Raw genomic sequence first — 17194 nt, forward strand, 5'->3', positions numbered from 1 at the left:
AGTTATTCGGCGCAATCATATATGGAAATACACATGTACGGATTTTATAATCGTATCCTGACGATAAATTTAAGCACAAATGACTTTGTCGTCGAGCAATTATCCGACGAGATACTCAGCAAGTGTTTGGGGGGAAAGGGACTTGCAACACAGCTGCTCCTGGATCGCAATCCGCCAGGCGTTGACCCTCTATCGCCTGATAATCATCTCATATTTGCCACAGGGCCGTTTTGTGGCGGGCGTTTATGGGGTGGAGGTCGTTATGGTGTTTTTACCAAGTCACCTCTTACCGGTTTTTATACCGAATCTTACTCAGGTGGAAGGGTACCTGAAGCAATAGATTCTGCGGGCTTTGATGCAATTATTCTGGTGGGCAAAGCTTCTCAGCCGACAGCATTGACGATTCATCCCGAGGGCGTAGACTTTCATGACGCAGCAGATTTATGGGGGATGGAGACTTTTGCTGCAGAGGAAGAAGCTCTCAACAGATTTTCACTTGACCGGGAAGGGTATCGAAAACCTGGGGCTGTCGTCATCGGCCCTGCTGGTGAAAAGCTGGTGAATTTTGCCATTATTGCCAATGATAAGTGGCGATGCGCCGGCAGAACCGGTGTTGGCACAGTGTTTGGCTCTAAACATCTGAAGGCGATTGTTTTTCAGGGGGATCGCAAGCGCGAGTATGCTGATCAGGAGGGAGTGGCTGAATATGCCAAGGCTTTTTCCAAGGAGCATATGCAGAATCCGGGGGTTAAGGCTTATCGTAAAATGGGAACTACTCTCATGGTCGGCCTTATGAATACGGCAGGAGCATTTCCGGCAAAATACTGGAATCAGGGCTCATGCGAACACTGGGAGAAAATTGGTGGCGAAGCCTACCATGAAGAAAATGAGGTCAAACCCCATGCCTGTGCAAAGTGTTTTATGGCTTGTGGCCGCTTAACAAAAATCTCCAAAGGACGGCATAAGGATCTGCAGCTTGAGGGTCCGGAGTATGAGACAATCTATTCTTTTGGCGGACTATGCATGATAGAGGAGATGGAAGAGGTCGCCTATCTCAATGATCTGTGTGATCGGGTAGGAATAGATACCATCACAGCAGGCAATCTGTGCGGGTTGATAATGGAAGGAAAAGCGCAGGGGCGTATTGATTATGATATCGAGTACGGCAATGCCGACCAGGTAATAGCGCTGATTGAGAAAATAGCCGCCAGAGATGGAATAGGCGATATTATCGCAGATGGCATCATCCCAACATCACAGCACTTTGGGGTTGAAGACTTGGCCATACATGTCAAGGGGCTGGAGCCTGCAGGATATGATCCCCGAAAGCTGAAAGGAATGGGGCTTACCTTTGGCACTTCTCCCCGTGGGGCCTGCCATCTGCGTACAACATTTTATAAGCCGGAACTTGCGGGCTGGATACCTCCAGAAGAGATCAAGGGAAAAGCTGAAATGCTGATCGATTATGAAGATAGACTGAATATTTTCGATACCTTGACGCTTTGTCGGTTCTATAGAGACCTTTATACCTGGGAAGAACTTGAAAAGTCTATCAGTTTAGTGACCGGCCTGGAAGCTACCCAGGAAATGTTCAAGGAAATTGCAGCATATATTCTTGATTTGACCAAAAAATACAACCTTCAGGAGGGGCTCCGGCCTGAAGATGATCGATTACCGAAAAGGCTGCATAAGAAAATTCTCCCAGAAGGCAGTTCACTCACTGCTGATGAAATGGAGTATATGCTGCAGGATTACTACCAGCTGAGAGGATGGAACCGTGATGGTGTTCCTCCAAGTGACGCCATGTGATATCAGGCTGCCTCAAGAATACATCTTAATATATTTCTTAAGGCAGCCCATACTCACGGCGCGAACGGCGAGGAGATATCTCTGACCCTGATTTTTCCTGAACACTTACCTGAGAAAAGAGAAGCAGTTCTCGAAAAAGTGTTCAAGGGAAAATAAAAACAACGCTTACCCCATGATTTTGGTTGGCAACCAAAGAATGATTTGGGGAAAGATCATGCAGGTAATTAATACAATCAGGTTAACCGTTATAAATGGTAACACAGATCGATAAATTGTCCCCATGCCAATGCCCTGCGGTGCGATTCCTTTCAGATAAAAAAGGGCAAAACCGTAGGGTGGAGTCTGCACGGCAATAAGAATATTAAGAATCATCAACACCCCAAACCAGATGGGATCATATCCGAGAGAAACGGCGATTGGGGTGAAAAGAGGGGCGCACATTAAAACAATGATAAACTCATCAATGATAAACCCAAGCAGCAGCATAATCACTTGGAACATGATGATAATCATTAACGGTGGCAGGTTAAGATTCAGTGCAAAGTCAGAGACCATTGACTGTACCCCCATCAGTAAATGAAAATTACTGAAAACTGAAGCACCAAAAATAATCCACATCGCAACGCTCACCAGCATAGAAGTCTGCAAGCCGACATTCAGAAACATTTTTACCTTAAAGCGCTTGAAGATAATCGACAGCAGTATAGCCCCGACTACTCCAATAGCTCCGGATTCTGTCGGAGTAGCTATGCCGGTAATGATACTTCCCAGGACAACAACGATGAGCAGCATGGCGAGAAAACCATCTCGTGCAACAGAAAGCTTTTCCCCGAGCGGTCTCTTTTGATTAGCAGTGTCCGAATCAAGAATAGGGGCTTTCTTTGGATTTATTTTGCAGCTTATGATGACATATGCAATCAATAATGAAACCGTCAGAAGAGCCGGCATCATTGCACCAATAAACATTTTTCCTATTGAATTATGCGTTGCTGCAGCAAACATAATCATAGGGATGCTTGGCGGAATAAGAATGCCCAATGCCCCGCCGGCCATAATGACTCCCAGAGCAAGTCGTTCGTCATACCCCCTGTCCAGCATCGGTTTTAAGGCAATACTGCCGGAAGTCATAATGCCGGCACCAATGATGCCGACCATTGCGCCAATCATTGAGCATACAACAATAACACTGATTGCCAGCGAGCCTTTAATTTTGCCGATGACCATTTGGCTGGCATCAAACATGGCATCGCCGATGCCGGATTTGGTAAAAAACTGGCCCATGTAGATATACAGAGGAATGGCGAGGAGGATAAAACTGAAATATGTTGATTCAATGGTAGTGGGGATGACATTAAAAACGGCATCGCCCCAGGTGAAATACCCTACTCCCATTGCGATACCGCCCAGCGCCAGGCCAACCGGTGCTCCAAGAGCAAAGAAAATAAAAATACATCCCAGCAGGATTACAGTAAGAGCTTCAATTCCCATCGTTATTCTCCGCTTTCGTGCAACTGATTTCCAGGCCTTTTTCCATCACCAGTTGCTCTCCCGTCATCAGGAAAAAGGCATTGCTGATCATGTCTCGTGCTAACTGCAGTATAAAAAGAGAGCAGGAGAAAATGGTCATTAACCAGAAATGATGCATGAGTGGTGCCCACTCACTCTGTCTGCGGGTACCGAAGTTGATGGCATCCTGATATTTGTCGAAACACACATAGACAATCAAAACGAGGAAGAATATTCCCAGAGAAAATGATATTATATCAAACACACACCGAGTCCTGTGTGAAACCTTTTTGTAGAGGATGTCGACCGTAATATGCCCTTTTTTCTGGTGGGCCAGTGCGCCACCCAGGATTGCGATATAACCAAACAGGAAGAGAGAAAGATCAAATGCCCAGACGGTTGGACGATTGAGGAAATACCTGGAAAAAACTTCAAAAGAAACAACAAATGCGAGTATAGGCATTAGGATTGACGTCGCATAGCCTACCAGTTTAACTATCAAGTCAACCTTATTACAATACAATCGCAAAAGTGATACGAACATAGCGATACCTACATTTAATTGGAGGACGAGTCTCAAGTGCTCAGACGCATTCTCAGTACATGAGTATCTCGGTGCGAGCCGGGGTTCTCATCAGTTCAGGCGACCTTGCGAGAGTGTTGTGTAAGGTCGCCTTGAGAGTGAACAAAGAGATTAATTTTTCTTCAGTATGTCGATCAACTGCTTGCTGTATTTGTCGGCAGCTGCATACTCATCCCACAGGGTTTCACCTGCTTTTTTCCACGCAAGTTTGTCGCTCTCGCTTGGCTCGGGGCTCCATTTCATCCCTTTTTCCTGCATTTCCGCTACTGCCTCTGCTTCCCATTCCCTTGATTTTTCGAGCTGGTTTTTTGCATGTAGTACGGTTGCCTCCATTACAGCGGTTTTGAGATCATCTGAAAGTTTATTCCAGGCCTTCTGATTGACCAGCATGGAAAGAACCTGCGCACCGGCAAGTGGGAGCGGGTACATGTAGGTTGCAACCTCAACGTGGTTACCGTCGCGATGATCAATCATGTTGCTACCAATAGCGCCATCAATTACACCGGTAGCAAGACTGGTATAAATTTCACCCCAGGCAAGAGATACAGGGGACGCTCCAAGATTGCGGAGGAATTTGCCATACGCGCCCGGCGCACGGATTTTCAACCCTTTGAAGTCTTCAATTGAATTAATGGGTGTTTTGGTAAGCACATAGACAGGCGGCTGTATGTACTGTTCAAGAGGGACGAGGCCATGTTCTCCATATGCTTTCTGGAGAATTGGGTTCCAGCCTTTTTCGTGAAACAGGGAATACAGCTCGTCTGTATCGTCTGTACCGCCGGGCAAGCCAATTTCAACTATTCCCGCAGGAAATTCGCCGGCGTGCATTGATTGAAAAGAGGCTGCCATGGTTATCAAACCGGATTTTGCAGCACCAAATAAACCGCTTGTCCCTACGCCTTCGCCTGAATAAAGGACCTGAACCTTTATTTCGCCATTAGACAATCTCTCGATATCCCTGCCTAACTGCTCGTACAGTGCACCAAAGGCTGTGCCTCGGCCATAGAGATTTGCAAAACGCCAGTTGTACTTTGCCGCCGAAGCATCATTGGCAGCAATACCAAAACTCAACCCTATGAGTAGGGCTGAGCAGAGGATTTTACTTGTTGCACCTAACAGTTTTTTTAGCATGTTCATCTCCTTTTTCTTTAAAAGATACGTGAAACAGACCCTGCCATCAGAGCCTGTCTTGAGGGTTCTCTTTACCTGTGCTACATCAGGGAGGGGGAACAACTCCGAACTTGATCACAACAACAAGGAAAACCACGGAGTGTGAAAATATGTTTCATTTCCAAGGTTCTGAGGGGAAACAGCAAGTAATATGCCAAAGGATTGGCGAGTGGCTCTGTGACAGAGGGTATGGTGAAAAAAGCAAAGAAAAAGAGTCTTTGTTACTGATTTTTCGGAGGAGAATGTCAACCTTTTTGTCAACCATGGTTGACGTTGTTAATTTTGGTTGACGCCTTCCATCCGGAAATACCTTTTAAAACACCCAGACAGGAAAAATGTGCGTCAACCAATTGTACGCGAGGTACCGCTCTGTGGTGCAGGTTATTGCCTTGCCGGCACTACACACCAGGTTAATGTTGCATCATTTTCGGTAAGGGCTTGAATCACCGTTGTAAAAGAACACTGTGTTTGTGGCTTAGGTGTTGCAAATGTGAATGGTGGTTAGAGAGATAGTGTGTTTGCAGGCAGCATCTACGTTGTGCGCCAGGTTCCAGCAGATATTTTTTTCCAGCTCGAGACAGAGCTGAAAGTACGAAAAGAGGCGAAATGTTTCAAACCAGACAAGCCATACAGATAATAGCGGTGCTGGCAATAGTCATACTCGTTGCCGTGGTGTTCAATTATCACATAACACGTAACGTTATTGAGGACACAATTGTTAAGCATCAGCAGGAAACTGCAACAAAAGCCGCAGATACTGTTGAGATATGGATGTCGCAGCAGAAAAAAATCTTACAAGCAACGGTTGCCTCTATACCGCTTGATAGGATCGGCCATAATCAGCAAACATACGGCCCCTTGAAAATGGCTATGAAGGCCGGTCATTTCAGTGATGTCTATATCGGCAAAGAAAACAATGGGCATCTTGTTGATGGTGCGGGGTGGCTTGGCTCACTTTCGTACGATCCACGCTTGCGGCCATGGTACAGGCACGCTGTAGAAAAGGGAGAGGTAAGTTTTACAACGCCATATATAGATCTTGTTACCGATGCACTGGTAATTGCGATGGTGGAACCACTTGTACTAAACGATGAGTTGATAGGGGTGATAGGCGCTGATACTGTTCTCGATACCCTGGAACAAAATGTTTTGAAACTCAAGATCAGTCGGCACAGTTTTGCTTTCATTGTCGAGCGTGGTGGAACCATACTTGTCCATCCCAACAGGGAGTATGTGATGAGGCAGAGCCTGTTTGAAATTGAGAAGGACTTGAAAAATAAGATAGTCGAGTTTAGTGGGGATGAGCCAAGCAGTATCAGGTTCAAGTCGTACAATGATCAGGACCATATCATTTCATATAAAAGAATTTCCAATTCAAGTTGGTTTTTGTGTGTGGTGGCCCCATATGAAGAGGCCCAAAAGTTAGCACAGGAAAACACCATGATTTTTGCTATTGAGCTCACTTTGAGGGTATTGGGCTTCTTCGCCTTGGTTGGTGTTGCCTGTGTGCTCGGCAGCGGTATGGTGGTTTTTATCCTGAGCAAAAGATATATCTCAACTGTACAGCAACATAAAAACGAAATAACAGGAATAACCAAAGACTTGAAATGGAATATTTTAAAAAGAAAAGAGGTGAAAACCTACTATCAAACGCTTTTTAATGTTGCCAACGATGCAATACTGATCAGTAAGGATTTAAAGATTGCAGAATGTAACCTAAAAACCGAAGAAATATTTGCACTACCCAAGGAACACTTATTAAAGGCAACATTGCTGGACATTTCACCAACCTATCAACCGGATCGTTCTTTGAGCGCAGAGCGAATCGCGAAAATAGTCAAATGTTCCCAAAAAGGAGAACAGCAGTTTTTCCGGTGGTCTTTTTTACGAAATGATGGCACTGAATTCCCAGCATCTGTCAATCTCAAATCATTTACCTTGGAAAATGAAGAGGTATTGCTGCTCAGTATTCGAGATATTTCAAAACGTGTTGATGCTGAAGCACAGCTGATGCAGGCACAGAAGATGGCTGCGGTGGGAGAGATGCTCGGTATTATTGCTCATCAATGGAGGCAGCCATTAAATACTCTTTCAACCTATATATCTAGCCTGCAGGCTGCCCAGTATAACAACATGGTGACAAAGTCGTTTGTCGAAAAACTTGTTTCAGGGGCCGATGGTCAGATCAAGTTCATGTCAAAAACGATTGATGATTTTCGTAACTTTTTTAGACCTTCCAAGACCAAAGGATATATAGATGTTTTTGATGTAATCATCAGCTCTGTGAAGATCATGGAGGCCCAAATCAAAAATGCTGATATCAAGTTGACAGTGAAAAATGCAGCAGGGGTCAAACAGCTCACAGTTTTTGGGTATATGAGTGAGTTTGTGCATGTCCTGGTCAATATCATTGTTAATGCCAGAGATGCACTGCAGGAGAAGGAAGTGGCTTCAAGCGAATCTTTTCAGAAGAAAATTGATATCCTGGTGAAGAGCGATGATGAGTTCGTCTATATCACCATCACAGATAATGGTTCCGGTATTCCAGAAGATATTTTACCTCATATATTCAACCCTTATTACACCACTAAATCTTCTCAATCAGGAACAGGAGTGGGCCTGTATATGTCCAAAATGATAGTTGAAAAAGAGATGGGCGGTCAATTGTCTGCCCAAAACCAAGACGGCACCACCCAATTTTTGATCAAGCTGAAAAGGGTGCAGAGGGAGAGCAAGCAATGATTACTGCAGAAATGAAGAACAGTCATGTCCTTCTTGTTGACGATGAGCAATCCGAGTTGGATGCCTATAGTCTGCTGCTAAGTTCCATGGGAGTGAAAAATGTCGTAACTTTAAGCGATAGTAGTGTTGTTTCCGAGACCTTGGATTCAATGCAGGCTTCCATTGTCTTTTTGGATCTGAATATGCCAAAGGTCAGTGGTATGGATGTCCTTAAGGAGTTGCGTGCCAACAAACCTCACATTCCTGTGGTTATCATTACCGCAAATTCTGAAATTGAGACTGCCGTTGAATGTCTGAAACTCGGCGCTCATGACTATCTTGTAAAACCCATTGATCTGAAAACATTTAGCTCTGCGCTTCGCAATGCTCTTGAAATCGGATTGCTTCGTAATGAAGTCCTTTCTCTTAAGGGTATTCATTTTGATCGGCTTCCGAAAACCAATAAAGCCTTCGAGCCGATCATTACATGCAGTGCCGGCATGCAGTCGATATTTAATTATATCGATGCAATAGCAACAAGCGGCATGCCCACCCTGATTTTGGGTGAGACCGGATCTGGAAAGGAGTTGCTTGCCAAGGCTATTCATGAACTGAGTAATCTACCCGGAGAATTCGTTGCAGTTGATGCTTCAGGGCTGGATGATAACCTCTTTTCAGACACATTGTTTGGTCACAAAAAAGGAGCATACACAGGGGCGGATCATCAACGACCAGGCATGATTGAGAAGGCAAAAAACGGGACACTGTTTCTCGATGAAATTGGTGATCTCGCAGAGGCTTCCCAAGTAAAATTGCTTCGTTTGCTGCAGGAGAATATCTACTACCCTTTAGGAACTGACCAGCCGCACCAGTGCAACGCACGAATCATAACCGCAGCCAATAAGGATTTGACGAAACTTGCCGGACAGGAAGGTGAGTTCAGAATGGATCTTTACTATCGGCTCAGCACTCACCTCATAAAGGTCCCACCACTGCGGGAACGACGGGAAGACATTCCAATGCTGGTCACTCACCTTTTGCAACAAGCTGCTTCGGCAATGAATAAAAAGGTACCGAGTGTGAGTGATACAGTTGTGGACACACTCTGTCGGCATCCTTTTTTTGGCAATGTCAGGGAGCTGAAAGCGTATATATTTGATGCGGTAGCACTTTGCGAGTTTGATAGAATTGAAGATGAAGTCATCCTTGAAAGACTAGCTGATGCAGTCACCATTAAGAAAAACGATCAATCCCCAAACTACAGCAATCCGCTTGAATCTATTTTTGGCTACTTTCCCACGCTTACGGAATTAAATGACTATGCTGTTGCACTGGCACTGGCATCTGCGGATAACAACCAGAGTCAGGCTGCTCGTTTGCTTGGTATCTCAAGACAGGCGCTGCACAAGAGAATTAAAAAGAATACCTCCTGACAGCATCCTTTGATTGTGCTGTAAATAGTGAAGTCGTCCTTAAGGTGCCTTTCTTGGTTATGGCAGGAGTGGGCCGCAGCCTGTGCCTCTACCAGCTATAATATTGACGTCCTGTTTCTCATTATGGTAGGAAATGTTTTTCAGCTGGCTGAGGTTTGTTCGTTACTGAGTATTAAAATGAGCCGGCTTGCACAGCTGTATACCTAAAGCATGTTTATCAATACTCGATCAGAGTAATGTTTACCCAAATCCTTGTAGACCTGATAAAATAGTTTTTCCTTTACAGTTTTCCATCTCTATTAAGGTTTATTTCATGGGAATAGCCACAGACATAATTATTCTTGTCCTTACTGCTTTTTTTTGCGGTCTCCTCATGCAGCGGCTGCACCAGCCGCTGATACTCGGGTATATCATAGCAGGTGTCATTCTCGGGCCGTATACCGGCGGCATGACCATTACTGAAATTCATGATATTGAGCTTCTGGCAGAGATAGGGGTTGCTCTCCTGCTTTTTGCTCTTGGGCTGGAATTTTCTCTCAAAAACCTGAAACCGGTTAAATATATTGCCCTTATAGGTACGCCGCTGCAGATCATTTGTACCATTGCCTTTGGGGTGGCTGTCGGCAGAATGTTTGGGTGGGACTGGAAGATATCGCTCTGGTTTGGTTCGCTGATCTCTCTCTCTTCCACCATGGTCATTCTTAAGACACTGATGAACCAGGGCTGGCTTGGAACCCTTTCCAGCAAAGTGATGATTGGTATACTCATTATTCAGGATTTAGCGGTAGTGCCATTGATGATTCTTTTACCGCAGTTAAATAATCCAGCTGCCGGGATGGAAATACTTGCTCTCGCCGCCGTCAAGGCAGCGCTATTCCTTGCGGCCATGTTTTTTTTCGGTACTCGTTTGCTGCCCTATTTGCTCAAGACCATTGCCAGGCTAGGCTCTCGTGAGCTCTTTATTTTAGCAATCACCGCCATTGGCTTAGGTGTCGGCTATATTACCTATCTTGTCGGCTTGTCCTTTGCCTTTGGCGCCTTTATTGCCGGCATGGTTTTAAGTGAATCAGATTATGGTCATCAGGCTCTCAGTGATATTGTGCCTCTCCGTGACCTGTTTGGCCTGCTCTTTTTTGCCTCTGTCGGTATGCTCCTTGATCCACACTTTCTTCTTGAGCATTTTACACTCATACTGCTGCTGGTCATCGTGGTGAGTGTTGGCAAAGGATGTATTTTTGCATTTCTTGCCTGGGTATTTCGGTACCGCAATGTTATTCCGCTTGCCGTTGGTCTTGGATTGTTTCAGGTAGGTGAATTTTCTTTCGTTCTCGCCAGGATAGGCGTTTCCACTGATTCCATTTCCTCTGAATTTTATAACATATTCCTCACCCTGGCAGTTGTGACCATGTTGCTGACGCCATTTGTATCAGCCCAGACATCAAAACTTTACCGCCTTAAAAAACAATGGTTCAAACACGATCCGATTGAATCGGTCAATTTTCCGGAAACGGAACTGCGCAACCATGTGGTTATCGTTGGCTGTGGACGTATTGGTTTTCAAGTCGCAGGAATGCTGCAGCGACTGGGTATCCCTTTTGTGCTGGTAGAGCTTGATCAATTTCGCATCGAAAGGGCAAAAGCAGCCAACTACCCGATCATCTATGGTGACGGCAGCCATGAGGTGGTACAGGAGGCATTATTTATAGAGCGGGCTTCTCTGTTGGTGGTGACTACACCCGGCATTGTTGTCGCCCGTTCGATTATCAGCCATGCGCAAAAAGTAAACAGTGCCATCAAAGTGGTCGCGCGTATTTCTGATCCGGATTTTTTCAGTGCTTTCAGGGAGCTGAATGTAACAGACCTTGTTCATCCTGAGTTCGAAGCCGGCGTGGAGATGATCAGGCAGGTCCTGTATTATTTACGCATTCCTGTGCCGGAGATTCAACGACACACGGAAAATCTTCGCAGCCGGCTTCTTTCAACCGCGGCTGCATCTGAAAACGGGTATAAAACCCTTGGCCAAATGAGAGCGGCGGAACAGCAATTTGACCTCCAGTGGGTTGAGCTCGATACCGACAATCCTTTGATAGATGCAAGTATTGCTGAGGCCGAAATTCGAAAAATAACAGGTGTCTCGGTTGTTGGTATTATCCGAGATGAGAAGTTAGAGACCAACCCTGAGCCCTCTTTTCGTTTTCGGCACCATGATCTGGTGGCAATCATCGGTTCTGCCCAGGCACGGCATAAATTTCACTGTTTTGTCAATCCAATGTCGGAAAAATGTCTCGTCTCACCACCAGAAGAACCATTGAACGAAGTGAAAGCCATGGCTTAACGACTATGGTTTTGTTCAGATTCGTCTCTATTATTACCAGATGAAAAAACTAAAAGCTAAGCAGCAAACAGGAAGGAATAGGAGGAAAACAAATGCTAGCCCAGATTTCTCATCAGTGAAGTTTTTCGCAGATCGAGGCGCAGGACACGCAGCAGGTAAGCGTAGACTCCGATAGTAAGCTACCGCAAATGGCCTGCAACAAAGAGTCTGCGGAAAAATCCGCTGACCCGGAGGGTGAGCTTTTTGATTATCGACGAAAAAACAGTCTGTTTTTTTTAGCGCTACCGTATTTTCATAAATATCAAAAACTTAAGTTGAAGATCAAAAAACTCATGAGAAATTCGGGCTGTGGGGAGTTTTATATAGAGCTTGCAGGCCCGCTGGGGTAACGGGCCCTTGTAGAGTGCTGGGGTAGCTGTTCGTACTATAATCTCAGCCTTTCTAGTGAAGTTATCCTAATGTGAAAACATCCTTGTCTTGCTTGTCGCCGACATTCCACTCGATTTCGATCTCCAGCTTCTTCTTGGTTTTTCGTTTACCTACTTCTTTTTCTGCTTTAATCTCTAGCTCTACCTGATCAGGTATTTTTAGAGTCACCGTTTCCTGCTTCCCCTTCTGTAGCCTTACTTTGCCATTATCAAGCTTATCTGCCACCTGGCGCATTAGGTTGGCTACTGCTTTTCTGGACATTTTTTCCTCGGTCTTGAATAAAACAGTTTCTTTACCCATGGCTCCTTCCTCCATTTGGCTTGTATGGTATTGAAAAAGAGAGATTCTCTCGGTTACTCGATTCGGCGAAGGCGTTTTACCTCTCAATGTTTACAATGGCTTCAATGTTTTCGATTTTATCAGATGACCAGCCTTCTAAATCATCAATTTCCAGCCATTGCTGCTTTAACAATGTTGCGAAGACAAAAATCAAAACTGAATATTTATAATCGTATTTTGATCTTTTTTGCTTGTTTGACACAGATAACCATCCAGATCGCACACAGAGTCGTGCCTGAAACTCTCGCTTCATACGGCTCGCCATCTCTCCAATGCAGCAGGCTTGCATTACTAGAAGATCTCCGGCAACCGTAGGGAGCGTGGTAAAAGACTGGTGAGCATTTATTTTATTCACCACTGAACTCTAATATTTTTTATTTCATCTTTGTTGTAGGCAGTAACAGTTGCTGTACCGCTTGCCCCTGAAGTAGCCATAGAGGTGATATGGTATGTATATGCATCTCCCAGTTGTTTTTTTGCCAATTCTTTTGCCGTTGTGGCTGACTCACCACCTAGAAGAAAATAAAAAAGACCACCGGCCACGATAATCATAACAAGAGAAGCATAGAATGCAGATTTTGGGTGGCCTGTTTTGTAGCCTTTGGCTTTATACCTAAATCCTGCACGTCGAATGTTAGAAAAAATAAATTCTACTTTAAAAAACAACATATTGAGCAGACAATTGATTTGAAGCTCTATTCACTGTTTGAGTGAACCTATTTTTTCTCACCTTCAACGCCCTTCGGGATCGGCAATTTCACCAAATCTGCTACGTTACCGAAGGCTTGAAGTATTTTTATACGTCTGCGCCTCCGGTGCCTCACATCTTCGGCAAAATTTCCAATTGCAGGATTTAGGTTATAGATTTCCTTTGAAGACGTAGTCGATAACTCAAGATAGATCCATATTATAATGGCTAAATATAGAGCAGGTATGCTGTAAGAAAAGAGTACGCCGACAGGGTTTGATTTAAATTGGGTTGCCAAGAGGTCGAGCGGTAACAGCAGAGGAAATAGTAATATCACTCCGAAGCACCCAAAAATAAAAAAAGCAAAGAACCAACGAATGACTCGAGCAGTTTTTACCCCACCTCTTAGGAGAAATATGCCTGCAATAACAGCAAAGATATTAAAGTTGGAGGAATAGCTTATCCTATTCATGATGCAATACACCATTACTCCAATATCAAGTAAGCCGATTGTAAGCAGCCCTATTCCTGCTCTTTTAAAAGGGTTTATGACATTTTCCATACTTTCTTAGCTAGCGTGGAGTTCATCGGAGAACTACAACGAGTCCGAACGAAGTGTAGCCGAGTGGTGTGAAACGACTGATTGAACGAAGCCACTCTCCCGGCAGGAAAAAATTAAATTGATGAATGCGAGTGTAACTTCCTAATTTCGAGTAGTTACATTATTTAGAAGTATACCCATGAAGAACTTGGAAGTAAAATGATTTGCGACTCTTTGCAAACCTGAATATGTGGGGAGCGTGACCTTCCGAAGGGGTAAGCGAGCAAGGGGAGGCTCCGTGGGGTGCCTGTGATTGATTACTATCTTGCTTGACATTGGTTGTTGGAGTGCATTATACAAAGGTTCATGAAGAGAGCAGCAAACCAGACAATAAACAGACGTTGGTGGTGGCATATGTTAATGACTATGCCAGCAGAATGATGTTCTGAATGTAGAATAAAATACACTGTCGGCAGAAGATGCCGGCAGTTTCGTCTTTTTTAAAGGGCTGTCGGGATTTTTTCCGACAGCCCTTTTTTTTATTGAAAAAATTACGTAAGCAAAGGAGATGCAATGAAAAGAATACTCACCGGAGACAGAACAACCGGCAAGCTGCATATTGGTCACTATTTCGGTTCGTTGGAATCACGAGTCAAGCTCCAGGATGATTATGATACCTGTATTATTTTGGCGGACATGCAGGTGTTGTATGATCACTTGAGCGATGAAAAAGGAAAATTGATTCGCACCAATGTATATCATGCCTTGTTGGATAACCTCTCTGTTGGTCTTGATCCTGAAAAAGTCACTTTTTTTGTGCAAAGTGAAATTCCGGAATTATCGGAACTGGCAATGCTCTTCATGTTTTTAGTCAGCGTAGGCCGAGCACAACGGAATCCGACGGTCAAAGATGAAATGAATCAGGCTGGAACCAATTATGAACATATGAATCTTGGCTTTCTGTCTTTTCCGGTTTCGCAAGCGGCTGATATTCTTCTACCCAAGGCTAACCTGGTGCCTGTGGGGGAAGACCAGATACCCCATGTAGAGCAAACTCGAGAAATTGCCAGACGATTTAATACCCTGTTTGGAGATGTTTTTCCTGTGCCGGAGTGTAAAATATCAAAGTTTGCAAGACTGCCAGGGCTTGACGGGCAGAACAAAATGTCAAAATCTCTTGGTAATGTTATTAACCTTTCCGATACTGAAGAATCTGTTAATCATAAGATTAAGAAAGCATATTCCGGCGAAGGCCATGCCCTGTTTACCTATGGTGAGCTTTTTGGCATCCAGCCTGATGAGCGGATGGGGGCGTTTAAGCCCGCTCTTGCTGATGGGATAAATGCGTTTCTTACCCCTATTCGAAAACGGCGCGCTGAATTTGAAAAAGAGCCTGGGTATCTTCGCGAAATACTCGATAAAGGACAAGAAAAGATACGAACTATTGGATCTGAAACCATGGCCCAGGTGAAAAATAAGATGGGCATGATATATTGAGGAAGAGGTGAAAAAAATTCACAAACCAAAAAACGTACTGCAGACTAACTGCAAGATATTGACCCAGAGAAGTTCGGGTAGGTGTGTAAAATGAATAAAGAGTACAAGACGATTGCTTTCCAGGGAATGCCGGGTGCTTATTCTGAGTTAGCCTGTCAACATGCATATCCAGAATTAAAAACAGTACCATGCGTCTCTTTTGAGGCGGCCTTCCGGGCTGTCAGGAACAGTGAGGCGGATCTTGCCATAATCCCCATTGACAATAGCCTTGCAGGGCGTGTGGCTGATGTGCATAACCTTATCCCCAATGGCGAATTGTATATCATAGGAGAACACTTCCAGTTGATTCGGCACTGCTTGCTGGGGATTCCTGGGGCAAAGCTGGAGGATCTAACAGACGTGCACAGCCATGTGCATGCAATCCCTCAATGTAAGCGTTTTATCGATAAGCATGGTTTGAGTAAACACGTGGTCGCCGACACTGCGAAAGCCGCCGCAGATGTTAAAAAGTGGAATGATAAAAGTCAGGGAGCCATAAGCTCGGAATTTGCAGCAGATATCTACGGCCTTGATATTTTAGAAAAAGACATTCAGGACGCAGCCCATAATACGACAAGGTTTCTAGTTTTTGCCCCGGAGGCCAAAATTCCGGATCGAGTGAGTCATCAGAAGTATCTGACAAGTTTTATCTTTGAAGTACGTAATATCCCTGCAGCCCTGTATAAAGCGTTGGGCGGTTTTGCAACCAATGGGGTGCAGATGGTGAAACTCGAGAGTTATGTTGATAAACATTTCAATGTGGCTCGATTCTATGCCGATGTTGAAGGGCACGTTGATGAGGCATCATTGCAGTTGGCATTTCAGGAGCTTAATTTTTTCGCAAAACGGGTCTTGATGCTTGGCACATACCCTTCGCATGCATTTCGAAACAGTATCGATCCCTAAGCAAGGGTAACGGTCCTTCTTCTTTCTTCCATGGGAAAGGACCGTCCAGGTAACCGTTTGCTTTTTTTGTAGATAAATGCATGTTGGAAGAAGAAAATCTTTTCAAATTGAGCAGAAAAACATCGGGCTTTAGATGTGTTTATGGACAACATGCAGGCGTAAGGTGGAGCTGGTTACCGTACTGCGGCCGAACCAGAAAAAAAGGACAACCCATAAAAGCTGGATCGAGATCATCGGCAGCGGCTGGGAGAGTATCATCAGACCTTTTTCGATGGAAGGGACGATCTGGTGAGTACTGACAGGAAGGAATGTAAGCAGGACGCCGTAGGGGAGGGCGGCCAGGCTCATTTTTTGATAGGCGGAAAATTTAGTGAAACCACGAAAATCGGCACGCAGTGTTTCAGAATAAATACGCCATAATTGTGATACAAAGAGTGACAAAAGAAAAGCTTCGGTGAAGCGGGATTGGAGAAAAAGCAGCGTAGAAACAAGCGCTGCAAAAGTATATATCACGCAGGTTATCCCTTGCACAGGCACAAGCTTTTCACCGGCAAGCTTCCCTTCGTAGACGGCTTTTTGGGTATTGCCGTTAAACACAAAGGCGATACGGTTGTACAACCGACGGGTAAGCGGTGAACAATCACGAAGCGGCTTGCCATAGCAGCAACCATAGCTTATGCATGCCAGTCTCCCCAACCCTTCACCAAGGATGTAGCCAATACTTATCGCTGCCAGGACAATTTGAATATCCATTGTCGGCAGCTTTTTCCAGGCCCATGTTGCATTGACCAGCAGGATCAGCACCGGTGTTATCAATAGACCGCAGAAGAATGACCCACCGATGGTAAAGGTATGCTGTTTTTTTTCTACTATTCCGGCAACCCACCGGGAAGCAGGGATACAGATAAGAAAAAGAAGGCTGACTACGGCGAGAACTCCTGTCAATGGCGCTGATGCTGCTTGGAGCAGGATCAGGGAGTAGAGAACCGAGCAGACGGTTGAGGTGGCAATCAAAAAACCGTAAAAGGTCAGGTTTGCCCCATGCCAGGTGCCGTTTTCTTCTTTTTGAGTTGGGATAACGGCAAGCATTTGCCATCGTTCCCTTGGTAGGTAATGAACTCCATAGGCAATGATAATGGAAAACAGAAGAGCGGCGCAGCAGATAAATAAGAGGTTCATGGTTATGCTCCTGTAATTG

The 17194-nt window shown here is 44.8% G+C and carries 14 protein-coding genes; 6 read left to right on the forward strand and 8 right to left on the reverse strand.

All coding sequences use genetic code 11. The annotated features are described in order from the left end of the window. The first annotated feature begins 33 nt into the window (after positions 1-33). Complete coding sequence (locus tag ACHZCY_RS13625) at positions 34-1809, forward strand: aldehyde ferredoxin oxidoreductase family protein (protein ID WP_319549276.1); 1776 nt, start codon at positions 34-36, stop codon at positions 1807-1809. Positions 1810-1974: 165 nt separating this feature from the next. Here the strand turns inward: ACHZCY_RS13625 and ACHZCY_RS13630 are convergent, their stop codons facing one another. From ACHZCY_RS13630 to ACHZCY_RS13640, 3 genes are all read right to left on the reverse strand, one after another. Further along, a complete protein-coding gene (locus ACHZCY_RS13630) occupies positions 1975-3297 on the reverse strand; it encodes a TRAP transporter large permease (RefSeq protein WP_319549277.1) in 1323 nt (440 codons plus the stop codon). Next, positions 3287-3778 (reverse strand): TRAP transporter small permease subunit, encoded by a 492-nt coding sequence (locus ACHZCY_RS13635; RefSeq protein WP_319549278.1) that lies wholly within the window; start codon positions 3776-3778, stop codon positions 3287-3289. Before ACHZCY_RS13635 ends, ACHZCY_RS13630 begins: the two co-directional genes overlap by 11 nt. Positions 3779-4009: 231 nt before the next feature. Then, on the reverse strand, positions 4010-5029 hold the full coding sequence (locus tag ACHZCY_RS13640; RefSeq protein ID WP_319549279.1) for a TRAP transporter substrate-binding protein: 1020 nt from the start codon (positions 5027-5029) through the stop codon (positions 4010-4012). A gap of 645 nt (positions 5030-5674) precedes the next feature. On the opposite strand from ACHZCY_RS13640, the gene ACHZCY_RS13645 reads away from it, so the two are divergent. From ACHZCY_RS13645 to ACHZCY_RS13655, 3 genes are all read left to right on the forward strand, one after another. Continuing rightward, positions 5675-7810, forward strand: coding sequence for a cache domain-containing protein (locus tag ACHZCY_RS13645; RefSeq protein ID WP_205224762.1), 2136 nt, complete (start codon positions 5675-5677; stop codon positions 7808-7810). Further along, positions 7807-9222 (forward strand): sigma-54-dependent transcriptional regulator, encoded by a 1416-nt coding sequence (locus ACHZCY_RS13650; RefSeq protein ID WP_319549280.1) that lies wholly within the window; start codon positions 7807-7809, stop codon positions 9220-9222. The genes ACHZCY_RS13645 and ACHZCY_RS13650 overlap by 4 nt, the downstream gene beginning before the upstream one ends. Before the next feature lie 313 nt (positions 9223-9535). Next, the gene (locus ACHZCY_RS13655; protein WP_205224284.1) at positions 9536-11557 is read left to right on the forward strand and encodes a cation:proton antiporter domain-containing protein; all 2022 of its coding nucleotides are present in this window, start codon (positions 9536-9538) and stop codon (positions 11555-11557) included. A 450-nt stretch (positions 11558-12007) separates the two neighbouring features. Here ACHZCY_RS13655 and ACHZCY_RS13660 read toward each other — a convergent pair whose 3' ends face one another. From ACHZCY_RS13660 to ACHZCY_RS13675, 4 genes are all read right to left on the reverse strand, one after another. After that, positions 12008-12286 carry an amphi-Trp domain-containing protein gene (locus tag ACHZCY_RS13660; RefSeq protein ID WP_205224283.1) on the reverse strand — a complete coding sequence of 93 codons (279 nt, stop codon included), beginning with the start codon at positions 12284-12286 and terminating at the stop codon, positions 12008-12010. A 76-nt stretch (positions 12287-12362) separates the two neighbouring features. Beyond that, positions 12363-12680, reverse strand: coding sequence for a hypothetical protein (locus ACHZCY_RS13665; RefSeq protein ID WP_319549281.1), 318 nt, complete (start codon positions 12678-12680; stop codon positions 12363-12365). Further along, the gene (locus tag ACHZCY_RS13670; RefSeq protein ID WP_319549282.1) at positions 12677-12994 is read right to left on the reverse strand and encodes a hypothetical protein; all 318 of its coding nucleotides are present in this window, start codon (positions 12992-12994) and stop codon (positions 12677-12679) included. Before ACHZCY_RS13670 ends, ACHZCY_RS13665 begins: the two co-directional genes overlap by 4 nt. 47 nt (positions 12995-13041) lie before the next feature. Continuing rightward, positions 13042-13575, reverse strand: coding sequence for a hypothetical protein (locus ACHZCY_RS13675; RefSeq protein WP_319549283.1), 534 nt, complete (start codon positions 13573-13575; stop codon positions 13042-13044). A gap of 552 nt (positions 13576-14127) precedes the next feature. On the opposite strand from ACHZCY_RS13675, the gene trpS reads away from it, so the two are divergent. Both trpS and ACHZCY_RS13685 read left to right on the forward strand, forming a co-directional pair. Then, positions 14128-15051, forward strand: coding sequence for a tryptophan--tRNA ligase (trpS, locus tag ACHZCY_RS13680; RefSeq protein ID WP_319549284.1), 924 nt, complete (start codon positions 14128-14130; stop codon positions 15049-15051). 90 nt (positions 15052-15141) lie between these two features. Then, a complete protein-coding gene (locus tag ACHZCY_RS13685; RefSeq protein ID WP_205224279.1) occupies positions 15142-15996 on the forward strand; it encodes a prephenate dehydratase in 855 nt (284 codons plus the stop codon). A 129-nt stretch (positions 15997-16125) separates the two neighbouring features. On the opposite strand, the gene ACHZCY_RS13690 is transcribed toward ACHZCY_RS13685, so the two are convergent. Continuing rightward, positions 16126-17175, reverse strand: a complete 1050-nt coding sequence (locus tag ACHZCY_RS13690) for a prolipoprotein diacylglyceryl transferase family protein (RefSeq protein ID WP_319549285.1) — start codon at positions 17173-17175, stop codon at positions 16126-16128. Positions 17176-17194: the final 19 nt, after the last annotated feature.

The sequence above is a fragment of the Desulfogranum marinum genome, from assembly GCF_963675105.2.
Lineage (GTDB): Bacteria > Desulfobacterota > Desulfobulbia > Desulfobulbales > Desulfobulbaceae > Desulfogranum > Desulfogranum marinum.

Bases quoted from the DNA above. Each gene is read 5' to 3' on its own strand.
- ACHZCY_RS13625 (WP_319549276.1), top strand. From the start codon at position 34: ATGTACGGATTTTATAATCGTATCCTGACGATAAATTTAAGCACAAAT.
- ACHZCY_RS13630 (WP_319549277.1), bottom strand. From the start codon at position 3,297: ATGGGAATTGAAGCTCTTACTGTAATCCTGCTGGGATGTATTTTTATT.
- ACHZCY_RS13635 (WP_319549278.1), bottom strand. From the start codon at position 3,778: ATGCCTATACTCGCATTTGTTGTTTCTTTTGAAGTTTTTTCCAGGTAT.
- ACHZCY_RS13640 (WP_319549279.1), bottom strand. From the start codon at position 5,029: ATGCTAAAAAAACTGTTAGGTGCAACAAGTAAAATCCTCTGCTCAGCC.
- ACHZCY_RS13645 (WP_205224762.1), top strand. From the start codon at position 5,675: ATGTTTCAAACCAGACAAGCCATACAGATAATAGCGGTGCTGGCAATA.
- ACHZCY_RS13650 (WP_319549280.1), top strand. From the start codon at position 7,807: ATGATTACTGCAGAAATGAAGAACAGTCATGTCCTTCTTGTTGACGAT.
- ACHZCY_RS13655 (WP_205224284.1), top strand. From the start codon at position 9,536: ATGGGAATAGCCACAGACATAATTATTCTTGTCCTTACTGCTTTTTTT.
- ACHZCY_RS13660 (WP_205224283.1), bottom strand. From the start codon at position 12,286: ATGGGTAAAGAAACTGTTTTATTCAAGACCGAGGAAAAAATGTCCAGA.
- ACHZCY_RS13670 (WP_319549282.1), bottom strand. From the start codon at position 12,994: ATGTTGTTTTTTAAAGTAGAATTTATTTTTTCTAACATTCGACGTGCA.
- ACHZCY_RS13675 (WP_319549283.1), bottom strand. From the start codon at position 13,575: ATGGAAAATGTCATAAACCCTTTTAAAAGAGCAGGAATAGGGCTGCTT.
- trpS (WP_319549284.1), top strand. From the start codon at position 14,128: ATGAAAAGAATACTCACCGGAGACAGAACAACCGGCAAGCTGCATATT.
- ACHZCY_RS13685 (WP_205224279.1), top strand. From the start codon at position 15,142: ATGAATAAAGAGTACAAGACGATTGCTTTCCAGGGAATGCCGGGTGCT.
- ACHZCY_RS13690 (WP_319549285.1), bottom strand. From the start codon at position 17,175: ATGAACCTCTTATTTATCTGCTGCGCCGCTCTTCTGTTTTCCATTATC.